This is a genomic window from Pseudomonas sp. B21-041, assembly GCF_024748675.1.
Lineage (GTDB): Bacteria > Pseudomonadota > Gammaproteobacteria > Pseudomonadales > Pseudomonadaceae > Aquipseudomonas > Aquipseudomonas neuropathica.
In genome coordinates this window covers 1,847,296-1,861,174 of record NZ_CP087175.1, presented here as the reverse complement: position 1 = coordinate 1,861,174, position 13,879 = coordinate 1,847,296, and the positions used below count along the sequence as shown (strand labels likewise).

The window sequence follows — 13,879 nt, the reverse complement described above, 5'->3', positions numbered from 1 at the left end:
ATGTCGACACCGAGCAAACTTGCAGAAGTCCGAATGCAGCGACTAAAACAAGCCACTTAGGATCACACTGATAGTCCGGGTACCAGCCCGGATGCCCCTGCTTGTCTCATTTCTTCAAAATAAGAGCGGCAGCTTGTGGCTACTGCTCTGGTTATAGCCATGACGCGGGTTGAAGCCCGCGCCACAGCCTCTACGGTACAGCGGTTACAGCAGCTGAATCACACGCCGCTCGAAAGCAGCATGTTACGGATGTGACCGATGGCCTTAGTCGGGTTCAGGCCTTTCGGACATACGTTGACGCAGTTCATGATGCCCCGGCAGCGGAAAACGCTGAACGGGTCATCGAGCGAAGCCAGACGCTCGTTGGTCTTGGTGTCACGGCTGTCTGCCAGGAAGCGGTACGCTTGCAGCAGTGCAGCTGGACCCAGGAACTTGTCCGGGTTCCACCAGAAGGACGGGCAAGAGGTCGAGCAGCAAGCGCACAGGATGCACTCGTACAGACCGTCGAGTTTTTCACGCTCTTCTGGCGACTGCAGACGCTCGATGGCCGGAGCCGGCGTGTCGTTCTGCAGGTAAGGCTTCACCTTCTCGTATTGCTTGTAGAAGATGCTCATATCGACGACCAGGTCACGGATAACCGGCAAACCTGGCAGCGGACGAACGATCAGCTTGTTACCTTTTACAACGGCGGACAGCGGCGTGATGCACGCCAGACCGTTTTTACCGTTGATGTTCATGCCGTCGGAGCCGCAGACGCCTTCACGGCAAGAGCGACGATAGGAGAAACCCTCGTCCTGCTCTTTGATCAGGGCCAGCACGTCCAGCACCATCAGGTCTTTACCACCGGTATCGACCTGGAATTCCTGCATGAACGGCGCAGCGTCCTGATCAGGGTTGTAGCGATAAACACTGACATTCAACATGGCGGTCACCCTTAATAAGTCCGGACTTTAGGTTCGAAAGTCGGAACAGTCTTCGGCGAGAAGTTCACGGCACGCTTGGTGACGCGCTTGTCACCCGGGAAGTACAGGGTGTGGCACAGCCAGTTTTCGTCATCACGATCTTCAAAGTCTTCACGGGCGTGAGCACCGCGGGACTCTTTACGTACTTCGGCCGCGATGGCGGTAGCTTCAGCCACTTCCAGCAGGTTTTGCAGTTCCAGCGCTTCGATACGTGCAGTGTTGAACGCCTGCGACTTATCGTTGATCTTCACGTTGGCGATACGCTTGCGCAGATCGGCCAGCTGAGCGATACCCTTCTGCATGTATTCGCCAGTACGGAATACACCGAAGTAGTTCTGCATGCAGCTCTGCAGCTCGCGACGCAGGGTAGCGACGTCTTCGCCGTCAGTACGGTTGTTCAGTGCGTTCAGGCGCGACAGGGCAGCTTCGATGTCGGCTTCGGTAGCGTCGTCGTATTCGATGCCGTCGGTCAGGGCTTTTTCCAGGTGCAGGCCGGCAGCGCGGCCGAATACCACCAGGTCGAGCAGCGAGTTGCCGCCCAGACGGTTGGCACCGTGAACCGATACGCAAGCCACTTCACCTACCGCGAACAGACCAGGAATGATCTGATCCACGCCATCGGCGTTCTGGGTGATCGCCTGGCCATGGATGTTGGTGGCAACGCCGCCCATCATATAGTGGCAAGTCGGAACAACCGGAACCGGCGCAACAACCGGGTCAACGTGGGCGAAAGTCTTCGACAGTTCGCAGATGCCTGGCAGACGGCTGTGCAGCACTTCCTCGCCCAGGTGGTCGAGTTTGAGCATCACGTGGTCGCCATTCGGACCGCAACCGTTGCCGGCGATGATTTCTTTAACCATCGAGCGAGCAACCACGTCACGACCGGCAAGGTCTTTGGCGTTCGGAGCATAACGCTCCATGAAACGCTCGCCGTGCTTGTTGATCAGGTAACCACCTTCACCACGGCAACCTTCTGTAACCAGTACACCGGCACCGGCGATGCCGGTCGGGTGGAACTGCCACATTTCGATGTCTTGTACCGGTACGCCAGCACGCAGAGCCATGCCGACGCCGTCACCGGTGTTGATCAGGGCGTTGGTGGTGGAAGCGTAGATACGACCTGCACCGCCGGTAGCCAATACGGTGGCTTTGGCGCGGATGTAGGAAGTTTCGCCAGTTTCGATGCAGATCGCGATCACACCGACGAAATCGCCTTCCTGGTTCTTCACCAGGTCGACAGCGTAGTACTCGTTCAGGAACGTGGTACCGGCTTTCAGGTTGCCCTGATAAAGGGTGTGCAGCAGGGCGTGACCGGTACGGTCGGAAGCCGCGCAAGTACGCGCAGCCTGGCCGCCTTTACCGTAGTCCTTGGACTGACCACCGAACGGACGCTGGTAGATACGGCCTTGTTCGGTACGCGAGAACGGCAGACCCATGTGGTCCAGCTCGAAAACCGCGGCCGGGCCTTCCTGACACATGTATTCGATAGCGTCCTGGTCACCGATGTAGTCGGAGCCCTTGACGGTATCGTACATGTGCCAGCGCCAGTCATCGTTCGGGTCAGCAGACGCGATCGCGCACGTGATGCCGCCTTGAGCGGATACAGTGTGCGAACGGGTCGGGAAAACCTTGGTGATCACGGCAGTCTTGTGACCACCCTGCGCCAGTTGCAGCGCAGCGCGCATGCCGGCACCGCCACCACCAATAATGATGGCGTCGAAAGAAATCGTTGGAATGTTAGCCATGACTCAGATACCCCAGAGAATCTGCACACCCCAGACGAAGTAAGCGAACATCGCAACGCCGCATACTGCCTGGAAAAGGAAACGTATCGCCGTTGCGGACTTGCCGAACGCCATCGGCGTCAGGTAGTCAGTCGCGATGGTCCACATGCCGACCCAGGCGTGAGCGCCCAGAGCAACAAGGGCCAGGAGGCTGAAAATACGCATCCCGTTGTGGGCGAACAGTTCATGCCACTGGGCATACTCGAGGCCAGGGTGGGCCACGACGTATCCGATCAGAAAGATGAAGTAAGCCGCGAGAACGACCGCAGACACACGTTGCGCCATCCAGTCATAGAGGCCCGAACGCGACAGGTTCGTGACGTTAGTTACCATATCCAAACTCCTGCCAGAACGATTACCACCACGGAAACGGCGATAACGATTTTCGAGCCCAGTTTGCCGCCTTCCAGCGTCTCACCGATGCCCATGTCCATGATCAAATGGCGCACACCGGCTACCAGGTGATACAGCAGAGCGGACAGGATGCCCCAAATCACTAGCTTGGCTAGCGGACTGGTCAGACACGCTTTCACCTGACCGAAGCCTTCCTCGGAGCTGAGCGACTTGTCCAATGCATAAAGCATGATGGCAAGGCACACAAAGAGGATGACACCGGAGATACGGTGAAGAATGGACGTGTAAGCAGTGACTGGGAGTTTGATGGTCCTTAGGTCTAGGTTTACAGGTCGTTGGCTTTTCACGGCTTTTTTTTCACACTGAAGAGCCCCTAACAATCAGGGCAAAGTTGTTGGGGAGTGCACTGGTCAGGTAACCACCACCCAGGGATGCGACCCCCAATGAAAGCAAGCCCAAAAGCCCTTGGCGGTCGGTGGCCGAGTATAGACAGTTAGGCTACTAATGACAACGCAATCACCTACCCCAAATAGCTGATTGCACAAGTCGTATAAAAGGCGTAAATGGCAGTCAATTTCGAGGAAAAAGTGCGCTTAAAGCCTTCTGGAGCAAGACTTTAGGCAAATTGACATTCGAATTTATCTCACTATAGTGGTGCGGGCCCTGCGTGGGGGGTCTGTCTGATGGTTCAAGCATAAATAGGAGGCCACATGGCTGACAAAAAAGCGCAGTTGATCATCGAGGGCGCAGCCCCCGTCGAGCTGCCCATTTTAACCGGCACCGTTGGTCCCGATGTAATCGATGTTCGGGGCCTGACGGCCACGGGCCGCTTCACTTTCGACCCAGGCTTCATGTCGACCGCCTCGTGCGAGTCGAAGATCACCTATATCGACGGCGACAACGGCATTCTGTTGCACCGCGGCTACCCGATCGAACAACTGGCTGAAAAGTCGGACTACCTGGAAACCTGCTACCTGCTGCTCAACGGCGAACTGCCGACTGCAGAACAGAAGGCCCAGTTCGTCAGCACCGTGAAAAACCACACGATGGTTCACGAGCAGTTGAAAACCTTCTTCAACGGTTTCCGTCGCGACGCCCACCCGATGGCCGTCATGTGCGGTGTAGTCGGCGCCCTCTCGGCCTTCTACCACGACTCCCTGGACATCAATAACCCGCAGCATCGCGAAATCTCCGCGATCCGTCTGGTTGCCAAGATGCCGACCCTGGCAGCGATGGTTTACAAGTACTCCATGGGCCAACCCATGATGTACCCGCGCAACGACCTGACGTACGCGGAAAACTTCCTGCACATGATGTTCAACACCCCGTGCGAGATCAAACCGATCAGCCCGGTGCTCGCCAAGGCCATGGACCGGATCTTCATCCTCCACGCCGACCACGAGCAGAACGCCTCGACTTCCACCGTGCGTCTGGCCGGCTCCTCGGGTGCCAACCCGTTCGCCTGTATCGCCGCCGGTATCGCCGCACTGTGGGGCCCTGCCCACGGCGGTGCGAACGAAGCCGTATTGACCATGCTTGACGAGATTGGCGATGTTTCGAACATCGACAAGTTCATCGCCAAGGCCAAGGACAAGAACGATCCGTTCAAACTGATGGGCTTCGGTCACCGCGTTTACAAGAACCGCGACCCTCGCGCGACTGTGATGAAGCAGACCTGCGACGAAGTACTGAAGGAACTGGGCATCAATAACGATCCGCAACTCGAACTGGCCATGCGCCTGGAAGAGATCGCGCTGACCGACCCGTACTTCATCGAACGCTCGCTGTACCCGAACGTCGACTTCTACTCGGGGATTATCCTCAAGGCGATCGGCATTCCAACCAGCATGTTCACCGTGATTTTCGCGCTGGCACGTACTGTTGGCTGGATCTCCCACTGGAAAGAGATGCTCTCCAGCCCGTACAAGATTGGCCGTCCGCGCCAGTTGTACACCGGCTACGAGTCGCGTGATATTTCCAAGCTGGAAGACCGCAAATAAGACCTGTCTTGCGATAACGTCTTAAGTTGTACCGGGAACGGCCTCTATTTATATAGGGGCCGTTTTTGTTTGTCTGGGATTTGGGGTTTTGGGATTGGGGGCATATCCGTTGCTGCGGGTGGTGCCGCTGGCGGTTTCGCTCTTACAGCGAGTCACCTTTTCCAAACGCCGAAAAGGTAACCAAAAAGGCTTTGCCCCGGCGTACGGCACTTCGCTGAGGCTCAGTGTTCCCTCGCTACGGTGTCCATCCGGGGGCATCGCCTACGGCTTGCTTCGCTGCACCTCCTCTCGATGTATGCGGCTACGCCGCACGGCGCTGCGCGCCTACCCCGGATGAACACCTCCGCTCGGCCTGCCGATGGGGCAAAAGATCAAAAGCCGAAGCCAGATCAAGAGCCCCTCACCCTAGCCCTCTCCCGAAGGGAGAGGGGACTGACGGTGGAGTTTGGGAGAGTTACGCCGACGTGCGATACCGCGGTGAACTCAGGCTCTAAAAAGCAAACAAATCGGCCCCCTCTCCCTCGGGAGAGGGCTGGGCGGGCGGCGTTCCGATGAGGGGCAAATCCAACACCGAACAAAAGCCGACCGCATGCTCTTCACCACTCAACAGGATGAGCGTTAGCTCGGCTGCAGCTCTTGATCTGTAAGGCGACGTCGGAAGGCTGAGTGGAGGGATTGATCCGGGGGTGGGAGCGCAGCGACCGTTTGGCGAAGCCAAACACAGCGAGAGGAGGTGCAGCGAAGCAAACCGTAGGCGCTGCGCCCGGATCGATCCCGGAGCGAAGGAACCCCGAGCCCCAGCGAGCGGGCCGCACGTAGGAGCAAGCCTTTTTGGTTACTTTTTCGGCGTCTGGAAAAAGTGACCCGCCGTAAGGGCGGAACCCTAAGCCGCCGTTACCGCAGCAACGGATATGTACACAGCTCTAGCCGATAACCGCCCAATAAAAATGCCCCGATCTCTCAACCGGGGCATTCAGCACAACATTTACAAAACCATCAAACCATCAATGCGAAACCGCCCCACTCGCCCCCAACCCAGTCTGCGAACGCACAAACTGCGGGAAGAACAGCGCCCGCTCGTTATCCGCAGCCGCCGACTTGTCAGTAATCGAGAAGAACCAGATCCCGACAAAAGCAATGATCATCGAAAACAGCGCCGGATACTCGTAAGGGAAGATCGCCTTCTCATGATGCAGAATCTGCACCCAGATGGTCGGGCCGAGGATCATCAGACCCACCGCACTCACCAGCCCCAACCAGCCGCCAATCATCGCACCACGAGTGGTCAGCTTCTTCCAGTACATCGAAAGCAGCAGCACCGGGAAGTTACAGCTCGCCGCGATGGAGAACGCCAAGCCCACCATGAACGCAATGTTCTGGCTTTCGAACAGAATGCCCAAGCCAATCGCCAACACTGCCAAGGCAATGGTGGTGATCTTCGAGACACGAATCTCGTCCTTCTCGTTCGCCTTGCCCTTCTTGATCACACTGGCATACAGGTCGTGAGACACAGCCGAAGCACCGGCCAGAGTCAGACCGGCCACAACCGCCAGAATGGTCGCGAACGCCACCGCCGAGATAAAGCCGAGGAAGATACTGCCACCGACCGCGTTGGCCAAGTGCACCGCCGCCATGTTGTTGCCGCCCAACAGCGCGCCAGCCGCATCTTTGAAGGCCGGGTTAGTGCTGACCAGCAGGATCGCGCCGAAGCCGATGATAAAGGTCAGGATGTAGAAGTAGCCAATGAAGCCAGTGGCGTAGAGCACACTCTTGCGGGCTTCTTTTGCGTCACTCACGGTGAAGAAGCGCATCAGAATGTGTGGCAGGCCAGCCGTACCGAACATCAGCGCCAGACCCAGCGAGAAGGCCGAAATCGGATCTTTGACCAGACCGCCCGGACTCATGATCGCTTCACCTTTGGCGTGAACCTTGATCGCTTCGGAGAACAGCGTGTTGAAGTCGAAGCCTACGTGCTTCATTACCATCAGCGCCATGAACGAGGCACCGGACAGCAACAGCACAGCCTTGATGATCTGCACCCAAGTGGTCGCCAGCATGCCGCCGAACAGCACGTACATGCACATCAGCACACCGACCAGAATCACCGCAACGTGGTAGTCCAGGCCGAACAACAGCTGGATCAATTTGCCGGCACCGACCATTTGCGCGATCAGGTAGAACGCCACCACCACCAGCGAACCGCAGGCCGACAGGGTGCGGATCTGGGTTTGCCCGAGGCGGTAGGACGCCACGTCGGCAAAGGTGTATTTACCCAGGTTACGCAGGCGCTCGGCGATCAGGAACAGAATGATCGGCCAGCCCACCAGGAAGCCGATCGAGTAGATCAGGCCATCGTAGCCGGAGGTAAACACCAGCGCGGAAATGCCCAGAAAGGACGCCGCGGACATGTAGTCACCGGCGATCGCCAGACCATTCTGGAAACCGGTGATCTTGCCGCCCGCTGCATAGTAGTCGGCCGCCGAGTTGTTTTTCTTCGAGGCCCAGTAGGTGATGTAGAGCGTCGCACCGACGAACGCCACGAACATCAGGATCGCGGGAATGTTCAGCGGCTGTTTGGCCACCTCCCCCGTCAACGCGTCAGCCGCCCAGACACCCGGCGCGAAAGCCGCAACACTCAATAAAGCCAGTAGACGCCGGATCATTGCTGAGCCTCCTTGAGAATCGCATTGTTCAGGTCGTCGAACTCGCCATTGGCGCGGCGCACGTAGATAGCGGTGAGGATGAATGCAGAAAGAATGAGTCCGACACCGATTGGAATTCCCCAGGTAATCGAGGATTCCGGACTGAGTTTCGCGCCCAGAATATGCGGCCCGTAAGCGATCAGAAGAATGAAGCCAGAGTAAAGCCCGAGCATGATCGCCGAGAGTATCCAGGCGAACTTTTCCCTTTTTCGCACCAGCTCCTTGAATCGGGGACTGTTTTGAATCGAGAGGTAAATGCTGTCGTTCATTGTTTTTATCCTCGCAGCACAGATTATTGTTGGAACATAGCTAATGTATGCGGCTGCGGGAGCGGTAACAGACGACCTTAGTAGTAGAACGCCATGACACTTTTGCCAATTTCCGGTACGCCACAAAACAACTGTAGGAGTGAGCCTGCTCGCGATGGCGTTTTATCAGTCGATATTTTCATCAGCTGACGGGACGCTATCGCGAGCAGGCTCACTCCTACACGGGTATGGCGGGGTGGCGGTTATTTGGTCCAGTCAGCCACGCGATCCGGGTGCTTGGCGACCCAATCCTTGGCCGCTGCGTCAGGCTTGGCACCGTCCTGAATCGCCAGCATGACTTCGCCGATTTCGTCTTTCGACGCCCACTGGAAGTTCTTCAGGAACTTGGCCACTTCCGGCGCTTTGGTCGCGAGTTCTTTGCTGCCGATGCTGTTTACGGTTTCAGCTGCGCCGTACACGCCTTTCGGGTCATCGAGGAAGCGCAGTTTCCACTTGGCGAACATCCAGTGCGGCACCCAACCCGTGACGGCGATGGATTCGTTTTTCTTCTCGGCACGGGTCAGCTCGGCAATCATGCCGGCGCCGGAACTGGCCTTGAGGGAATACTTGTCGAGGCCGTAATCCTTGATCGCCTGATCAGTCTTGAGCATCACGCCCGAACCGGCGTCGATGCCGACGATGCGATTCTTGAAGGTGTCGTCGGTTTTCAGGTCTTCGATCGACTTGGCTTTCACATACTCCGGCACGATCAAGCCGATTTTCGCATCCTTGAAGTTCGGACCGTAATCGACGACCTGATCCTTGTTTTTTGTCCAGTATTCACCGTGGGTCACTGGCAGCCAGGCCGAAAGCATGGCGTCGAGTTTGCCGGTGGCCACGCCCTGCCACATGATCCCGGTGGCGACGGCTTGCAGCTTCACGTCGTAGCCGAGTTTCTGTTTGATGACTTCGGCCGCCACGTGGGTGGTCGCGACGCTGTCGGACCAACCGTCAACGTAACCGATGTTCAGGGTCTGTTTTTCTGCGCTGGCGAAAGTGGAACTCATCGCAAGCACCAGAGCGGCACCTGCGCCTAAAAGTCGTCGCATCTTCATCGTTACTTCCCCGAAATGCTGCGCCCGACGGATGCCGGGCATCGTCAACGTATTGTTATGGTGCACAGCGCCCCCATCACGCCTGACCGCAAACCAACTCGAACATCAGCGGAGTACTGATGCCCTGATCATCAACCTGACGCCGCAGGCGACCTGCTCTGTCAGCGACCTCAAGGCAACGAGAAACGACATCAGAAGGCCATTAATCGCGACTATATAAATGACGCCAAATAATCCGCCCGAACTTTGCATGTGCAAATCATGCAGGTCACCAACCCCTCTATAAATGCAGGTAACATGCCTCGCTTTGCAGCCACTCGGCCTGACCATGTCCGCGACTTCCCGTTTCCCCGCTCTGCCTTATCTCTTCGCCTGCCTGCTCGGGCTGTTTGCCCTCGGTGGCTTCTGGTACGGCCTCGGCCAACCGGTGATTCTGCCGGATGCGGCGACGCCGACGCATAAATTGCAGTGCGCCTCCTATACCCCGTTCGATAAAGACCAATCGCCGTTCGACGTGCCGTTCAAACTGCGCCCGGAGCGCATGGACGCCGACCTCGCATTGCTGGCGACACGCTTTGAGTGCATACGCACTTACTCGATGACAGGCCTGGAAGCGCTGCCGGATCTGGCGCGCAAACACGGCTTGAAATTGATGATCGGCGCGTGGGTCAACAGCAACCCGGTGGACACCGAGAAGGAAGTCGACCTGCTGATCAAATCGGCCAACGCCAACCCGGATGTGGTCAGCGCGGTGATCGTCGGCAACGAGGCGCTGCTGCGCAAGGAAGTCACCGGCGCGCAACTGGCCCGATTGATCAACAAGGTCAAAAGTCAGGTGAAGCAACCGGTCACTTACGCCGATGTCTGGGAGTTCTGGCTCAAGCATCCTGAAGTCGCGCCAGCGGTGGACTTTCTGACTATTCATTTGCTGCCGTACTGGGAAGATGATCCGTCGAACATCGACGTCGCCCTGCAGCATGTGGCGGATGTGCGCCAGGTGTTCGGTAATAAATTCGCGCCGAAAGACGTGATGATCGGCGAAACCGGCTGGCCAAGCGAAGGCCGCCAGCGTGAGACCGCCCTGCCGAGTCGGGTCAACGAGGCCAAATTCATTCGTGGTTTTGTCGCGATGGCCGAGAAGGAAGGCTGGCATTACAACCTGATCGAAGCCTTCGACCAGCCGTGGAAGCGCGGCAGTGAAGGCGCAGTCGGTGGCTATTGGGGCTTGTTCGATGCCGACCGTCAGGACAAGGGCGTGCTGGCAGGGCCGGTGACCAACGTCCCCTATTGGAAGGAATGGCTGGCGGTCGGTGGTTTGATTTTTCTTGGCACGCTGATTCTTGGCGGTCGCGTTCGCACCACGCGTTCGGCGCTGGTGTTGCCGCTGCTGGGTGCCCTCGCCGCTTGCTCGATTGGCGCCTGGGGTGATCTGGCACGGGTAACCACACGGTTTGCCAGTGAGTGGCTGTGGGTCGGCTTGTTGACGGCGCTAAATCTGTTGGTATTGGCACACGCGGCGTTGACGCTGAGCGCCCGTACTGGCTGGCGTGAGCGGGCGTTCAATCTGCTGGAGCGCCGCGCAGGATGGCTGGTCGCGGCGGCAGGTTTTGCCGCAGCCGTGATGATGCTGGAGATGGTCTTCGATCCGCGTTATCGCAGCTTTGCGAGCATGGCGTTTGTGCTGCCAGCGCTGGTTTATCTGTGCCGGCCGGTGAGCGTGCCGCGTCGGGAGATTGCGTTGCTGACGTTTATTGTCGGCGCGGGAATTGCGCCGCAGCTGTATCAGGAAGGGTTGCAGAATCAGCAGGCGTGGGGTTGGGCGTTGGTGAGTGTGTTGATGGTGGCTGCTTTGTGGCGCTGCCTGCGTGTTCGCAAGGACTGATCAAAAGCAAGATCAAAAGATCGCAGCCTTCGGCAGCTCCTACAAGGTGTACGCCATCTCAATGTAGGAGCTGCCGCAGGCTGCGATCTTTTCCATCAGGCAGTACGAGACTCGCGGACCAACCGCAACCCGGCAATCACCAACGCAAACACCGCAAACGTGGTGTTGTACAACGCCAGTGCCGGCACTCCGACCGCCAGCGCCAGCACAGCCAGCCACCACCCTGCCCGCCCCGGCAATACAAACCCGATCAACGCCGCGCCCAGCGCCGTCCAGCCCAACACCTTGAAATGAATCATCAAGCCCAGGTTCGACCGCACCTGACATTCCCAGCGGCTGGCCTCGTCGACGCAGATGCCCACCCACTTTCCGTCTTCCATAAAGCCATAACGCGCGCCATAACTGGCGGCCAGCCACAACGGCAACAGAACGAGCAGCAAAATCACGGGCAAACGGCGGGACATGAAACACTCCAATCTTCGGAAATCGGCGGCCAGCTTAATCTGCCGCCAGCCGTGTGCAAGAACTAACAACTGTTAACTATTCATTCAGGGCGTGCAAAGTGTATCGTCCAGCTACTATTACTCCGAATTCTGCCTGTTTGGTGCCGCAGCATGGCACTTTGGCGCAACCCCGGTGGTCATAGCCTGCGAACTTCATTCGGCACCTTCCTCTAAGGGATCTAGTCATGCTCCGTTCCTTGCGCTTCGCCGCGCTGTTCAGCGGCCTTATTTTGAGTGCGTCCGCACTGGCGGTGGATATCGATGCCGCCAGTTATGGCTACCCCCTGACCAACCCGTTCGAGGCGACCATCGCCACGACGCCGCCGGACTTGCGCCCGGAATTGCCGCTGGACGACGACATCAATCAGTCGGACCGCAGCCTGACGTTGCGCCCGGAGCGAGAGTTCATCCTGCCAGACAACTTCTGGGCGGTGAAAAAACTCACCTATCGCATCGCCACCCAGGACAAACCGGCACCGCTGATCTTCCTGATCGCCGGCACCGGCGCGCGTTATGACAGCACCCTCAACGAATACCTGAAAAAGCTCTACTACAAGGCCGGCTATCACGTTGTGCAGCTGTCTTCGCCAACCAGTTTCGACTTCATCAGCGCCGCCTCCCGCTTCGCCACCCCAGGCGTGACCAAGGAAGACGCTGAGGACATGTACCGGGTGATGCAGGCTGTGCGCGCGCAGAACCCGAAACTGCCGGTGACCGAGTATTACCTGACCGGTTACAGCCTCGGCGCCCTTGATGCCGCCTTCGTAGCGCATCTGGACGAGACGCGCCGCAGCTTCAACTTCAAGAAAGTCCTGCTGCTCAATCCGCCGGTCAACCTCTACACCTCGGTGACCAACCTCGACAAGTTGGTGCAAACCGAGGTGAAAGGCATCAACACCAGCACCACGTTCTATGAACTGGTGCTGTCGAAGCTGACCCGCTACTTCCAGCAGAAAGGCTACATCGACCTCAACGATGCACTGCTTTACGACTTCCAGCAGTCCAAGCAGCACCTGACCAACGAACAGATGGCGATGTTGATTGGCACCTCGTTCCGCTTCTCGGCGGCCGACATTGCCTTCACCTCGGATCTGATCAACCGCCGCGGCCTGATCACTCCGCCGAAATTCCCGATCACCGAAGGCACCAGCCTCACGCCGTTCCTCAAGCGTGCGCTGCAGTGCGACTTCGACTGCTACCTGACCGAACAGGTGATCCCGATGTGGCGTGCGCGCACTGACGGCGGCAGCCTGCTGCAACTGATCGATCAGGTCAGTCTGTATGCGCTGAAGGATTACCTGCATGACAGCCCGAAAATCGCCGTGATGCACAACGCCGACGACGTAATCCTGGGCCCGGGCGACCTCGGTTTCCTGCGTAAAACATTCGGTGATCGCCTGACCGTTTATCCACTGGGCGGCCATTGTGGCAACCTTAACTACCGCGTCAACAGCGACGCCATGCTGGAGTTCTTCCGTGGCTAAATATCTCCTGCTGATGGCAGCGCTCCTCTGCGCAGGCGTGGCCCAGGCCGACAACAGTAAAGCCAACGCGCCGGTCGTCGTCGACAGCGACGGCTTCAAAGAGCCGCTGTCCAAACTCAAGTTCAACCCGGGGCTGGATCAGCGCGAGTTCGAGCGTTCGACGCTCAACGCGCTGAACGTCTACGACCCGCTGGAGTCGTGGAACCGCCGGGTTTACCACTTCAACTACCGCTTCGACCAATGGGTGTTCCTGCCGGTGGTCGATGGCTATCGCTACATCACGCCGAGTTTTGTGCGTACCGGGGTAAGCAACTTCTTCAACAACCTCGGTGACGTGCCGAACCTGGTCAACAGCCTGTTGCAGTTCAAAGGTCAGCGCTCGATGGAAACCACCGCGCGCCTGCTGCTCAACACCACCATCGGCATTGCCGGCCTTTGGGACCCAGCGACCGCCATGGGCCTGCCGCGCCAGAGCGAAGACTTCGGCCAGACCCTGGGCTTCTACGGTGTACCGGGCGGCGCCTACTTCGTGCTGCCAATCCTCGGCCCGTCGAACATCCGCGACACCGCCGGTCTTGCTGTGGATTACACCGCCGAATCAGCGATCAACTTCCTCAACGTCTCGGAAGTCAGCTCCAACCACCCGGAAATCTGGGCCCTGCGCGCGGTCGACAAGCGCTACCAGACCAGCTTCCGCTACGGCCAGATGAACTCGCCGTTCGAGTACGAGAAGGTGCGTTACGTGTATACCGAGGCGCGTAAGTTGCAGATCGCCGAGTAAAAACGGCAGGCACAAAAAAGGGCCATTCAATGAAAATTGAATGGCCCTTTTTATTGGCACAACA

Annotated in this window: 12 protein-coding genes; 4 read left to right on the top strand and 8 right to left on the bottom strand. The window is 58.0% G+C overall.

The genetic code is table 11. The features are described from left to right. Positions 1-218: 218 nt before the first annotated feature. From LOY43_RS08285 to sdhC, 4 genes are read right to left on the bottom strand one after another with little or no spacing between them, the layout of a single operon-like run. Positions 219-923 (bottom strand): succinate dehydrogenase iron-sulfur subunit, encoded by a 705-nt coding sequence (locus LOY43_RS08285; protein WP_095050238.1) that lies wholly within the window; start codon positions 921-923, stop codon positions 219-221. Positions 924-934: 11 nt separating this feature from the next. Beyond that, on the bottom strand, positions 935-2,707 hold the full coding sequence (sdhA, locus tag LOY43_RS08280; protein WP_093439913.1) for a succinate dehydrogenase flavoprotein subunit: 1,773 nt from the start codon (positions 2,705-2,707) through the stop codon (positions 935-937). A 3-nt stretch (positions 2,708-2,710) separates the two neighbouring features. Then, on the bottom strand, positions 2,711-3,079 hold the full coding sequence (gene sdhD, locus LOY43_RS08275) for a succinate dehydrogenase, hydrophobic membrane anchor protein (RefSeq protein WP_003222999.1): 369 nt from the start codon (positions 3,077-3,079) through the stop codon (positions 2,711-2,713). Continuing rightward, positions 3,073-3,447, bottom strand: a complete 375-nt coding sequence (gene sdhC, locus LOY43_RS08270; RefSeq protein ID WP_016773673.1) for a succinate dehydrogenase, cytochrome b556 subunit — start codon at positions 3,445-3,447, stop codon at positions 3,073-3,075. The genes sdhD and sdhC overlap by 7 nt, the downstream gene beginning before the upstream one ends. A gap of 363 nt (positions 3,448-3,810) precedes the next feature. On the opposite strand from sdhC, the gene gltA reads away from it, so the two are divergent. Beyond that, positions 3,811-5,100, top strand: a complete 1,290-nt coding sequence (gltA, locus tag LOY43_RS08265; RefSeq protein ID WP_007919904.1) for a citrate synthase — start codon at positions 3,811-3,813, stop codon at positions 5,098-5,100. A 1,004-nt stretch (positions 5,101-6,104) separates the two neighbouring features. Here the strand turns inward: gltA and LOY43_RS08260 are convergent. From LOY43_RS08260 to LOY43_RS08250, 3 genes are all read right to left on the bottom strand, one after another. Next, a complete protein-coding gene (locus tag LOY43_RS08260; protein ID WP_095050218.1) occupies positions 6,105-7,763 on the bottom strand; it encodes a cation acetate symporter in 1,659 nt (552 codons plus the stop codon). Continuing rightward, complete coding sequence (locus LOY43_RS08255) at positions 7,760-8,071, bottom strand: DUF485 domain-containing protein (RefSeq protein ID WP_007919908.1); 312 nt, start codon at positions 8,069-8,071, stop codon at positions 7,760-7,762. The genes LOY43_RS08260 and LOY43_RS08255 overlap by 4 nt, the downstream gene beginning before the upstream one ends. Before the next feature lie 242 nt (positions 8,072-8,313). After that, positions 8,314-9,165 (bottom strand): glycine betaine ABC transporter substrate-binding protein, encoded by an 852-nt coding sequence (locus LOY43_RS08250; protein ID WP_095050217.1) that lies wholly within the window; start codon positions 9,163-9,165, stop codon positions 8,314-8,316. A 286-nt stretch (positions 9,166-9,451) separates the two neighbouring features. On the opposite strand from LOY43_RS08250, the gene LOY43_RS08245 reads away from it, so the two are divergent. Beyond that, positions 9,452-11,047, top strand: a complete 1,596-nt coding sequence (locus LOY43_RS08245) for a beta (1-6) glucans synthase (protein WP_258709448.1) — start codon at positions 9,452-9,454, stop codon at positions 11,045-11,047. Between the two features lie 95 nt (positions 11,048-11,142). On the opposite strand, the gene LOY43_RS08240 is transcribed toward LOY43_RS08245, so the two are convergent. Then, on the bottom strand, positions 11,143-11,511 hold the full coding sequence (locus LOY43_RS08240; protein ID WP_095050215.1) for a hypothetical protein: 369 nt from the start codon (positions 11,509-11,511) through the stop codon (positions 11,143-11,145). A gap of 224 nt (positions 11,512-11,735) precedes the next feature. Here LOY43_RS08240 and LOY43_RS08235 point away from each other — a divergent pair, with 224 nt between their 5' ends. Beyond that, positions 11,736-13,034, top strand: a complete 1,299-nt coding sequence (locus LOY43_RS08235; protein WP_007919928.1) for a serine protein kinase PrkA — start codon at positions 11,736-11,738, stop codon at positions 13,032-13,034. Further along, positions 13,027-13,815, top strand: coding sequence for a VacJ family lipoprotein (locus LOY43_RS08230; protein ID WP_034151542.1), 789 nt, complete (start codon positions 13,027-13,029; stop codon positions 13,813-13,815). Before LOY43_RS08235 ends, LOY43_RS08230 begins: the two co-directional genes overlap by 8 nt. The last annotated feature ends 64 nt before the right edge of the window (positions 13,816-13,879 follow it).

Bases quoted from the DNA above. Each gene is read 5' to 3' on its own strand.
- LOY43_RS08235 (WP_007919928.1), top strand. From the start codon at position 11,736: ATGCTCCGTTCCTTGCGCTTCGCCGCGCTGTTCAGCGGCCTTATTTTG.
- LOY43_RS08250 (WP_095050217.1), bottom strand. From the start codon at position 9,165: ATGAAGATGCGACGACTTTTAGGCGCAGGTGCCGCTCTGGTGCTTGCG.
- LOY43_RS08245 (WP_258709448.1), top strand. From the start codon at position 9,452: ATGCAGGTAACATGCCTCGCTTTGCAGCCACTCGGCCTGACCATGTCC.
- LOY43_RS08255 (WP_007919908.1), bottom strand. From the start codon at position 8,071: ATGAACGACAGCATTTACCTCTCGATTCAAAACAGTCCCCGATTCAAG.
- sdhD (WP_003222999.1), bottom strand. From the start codon at position 3,079: ATGGTAACTAACGTCACGAACCTGTCGCGTTCGGGCCTCTATGACTGG.
- LOY43_RS08285 (WP_095050238.1), bottom strand. From the start codon at position 923: ATGTTGAATGTCAGTGTTTATCGCTACAACCCTGATCAGGACGCTGCG.
- LOY43_RS08240 (WP_095050215.1), bottom strand. From the start codon at position 11,511: ATGTCCCGCCGTTTGCCCGTGATTTTGCTGCTCGTTCTGTTGCCGTTG.
- sdhA (WP_093439913.1), bottom strand. From the start codon at position 2,707: ATGGCTAACATTCCAACGATTTCTTTCGACGCCATCATTATTGGTGGT.
- gltA (WP_007919904.1), top strand. From the start codon at position 3,811: ATGGCTGACAAAAAAGCGCAGTTGATCATCGAGGGCGCAGCCCCCGTC.
- LOY43_RS08260 (WP_095050218.1), bottom strand. From the start codon at position 7,763: ATGATCCGGCGTCTACTGGCTTTATTGAGTGTTGCGGCTTTCGCGCCG.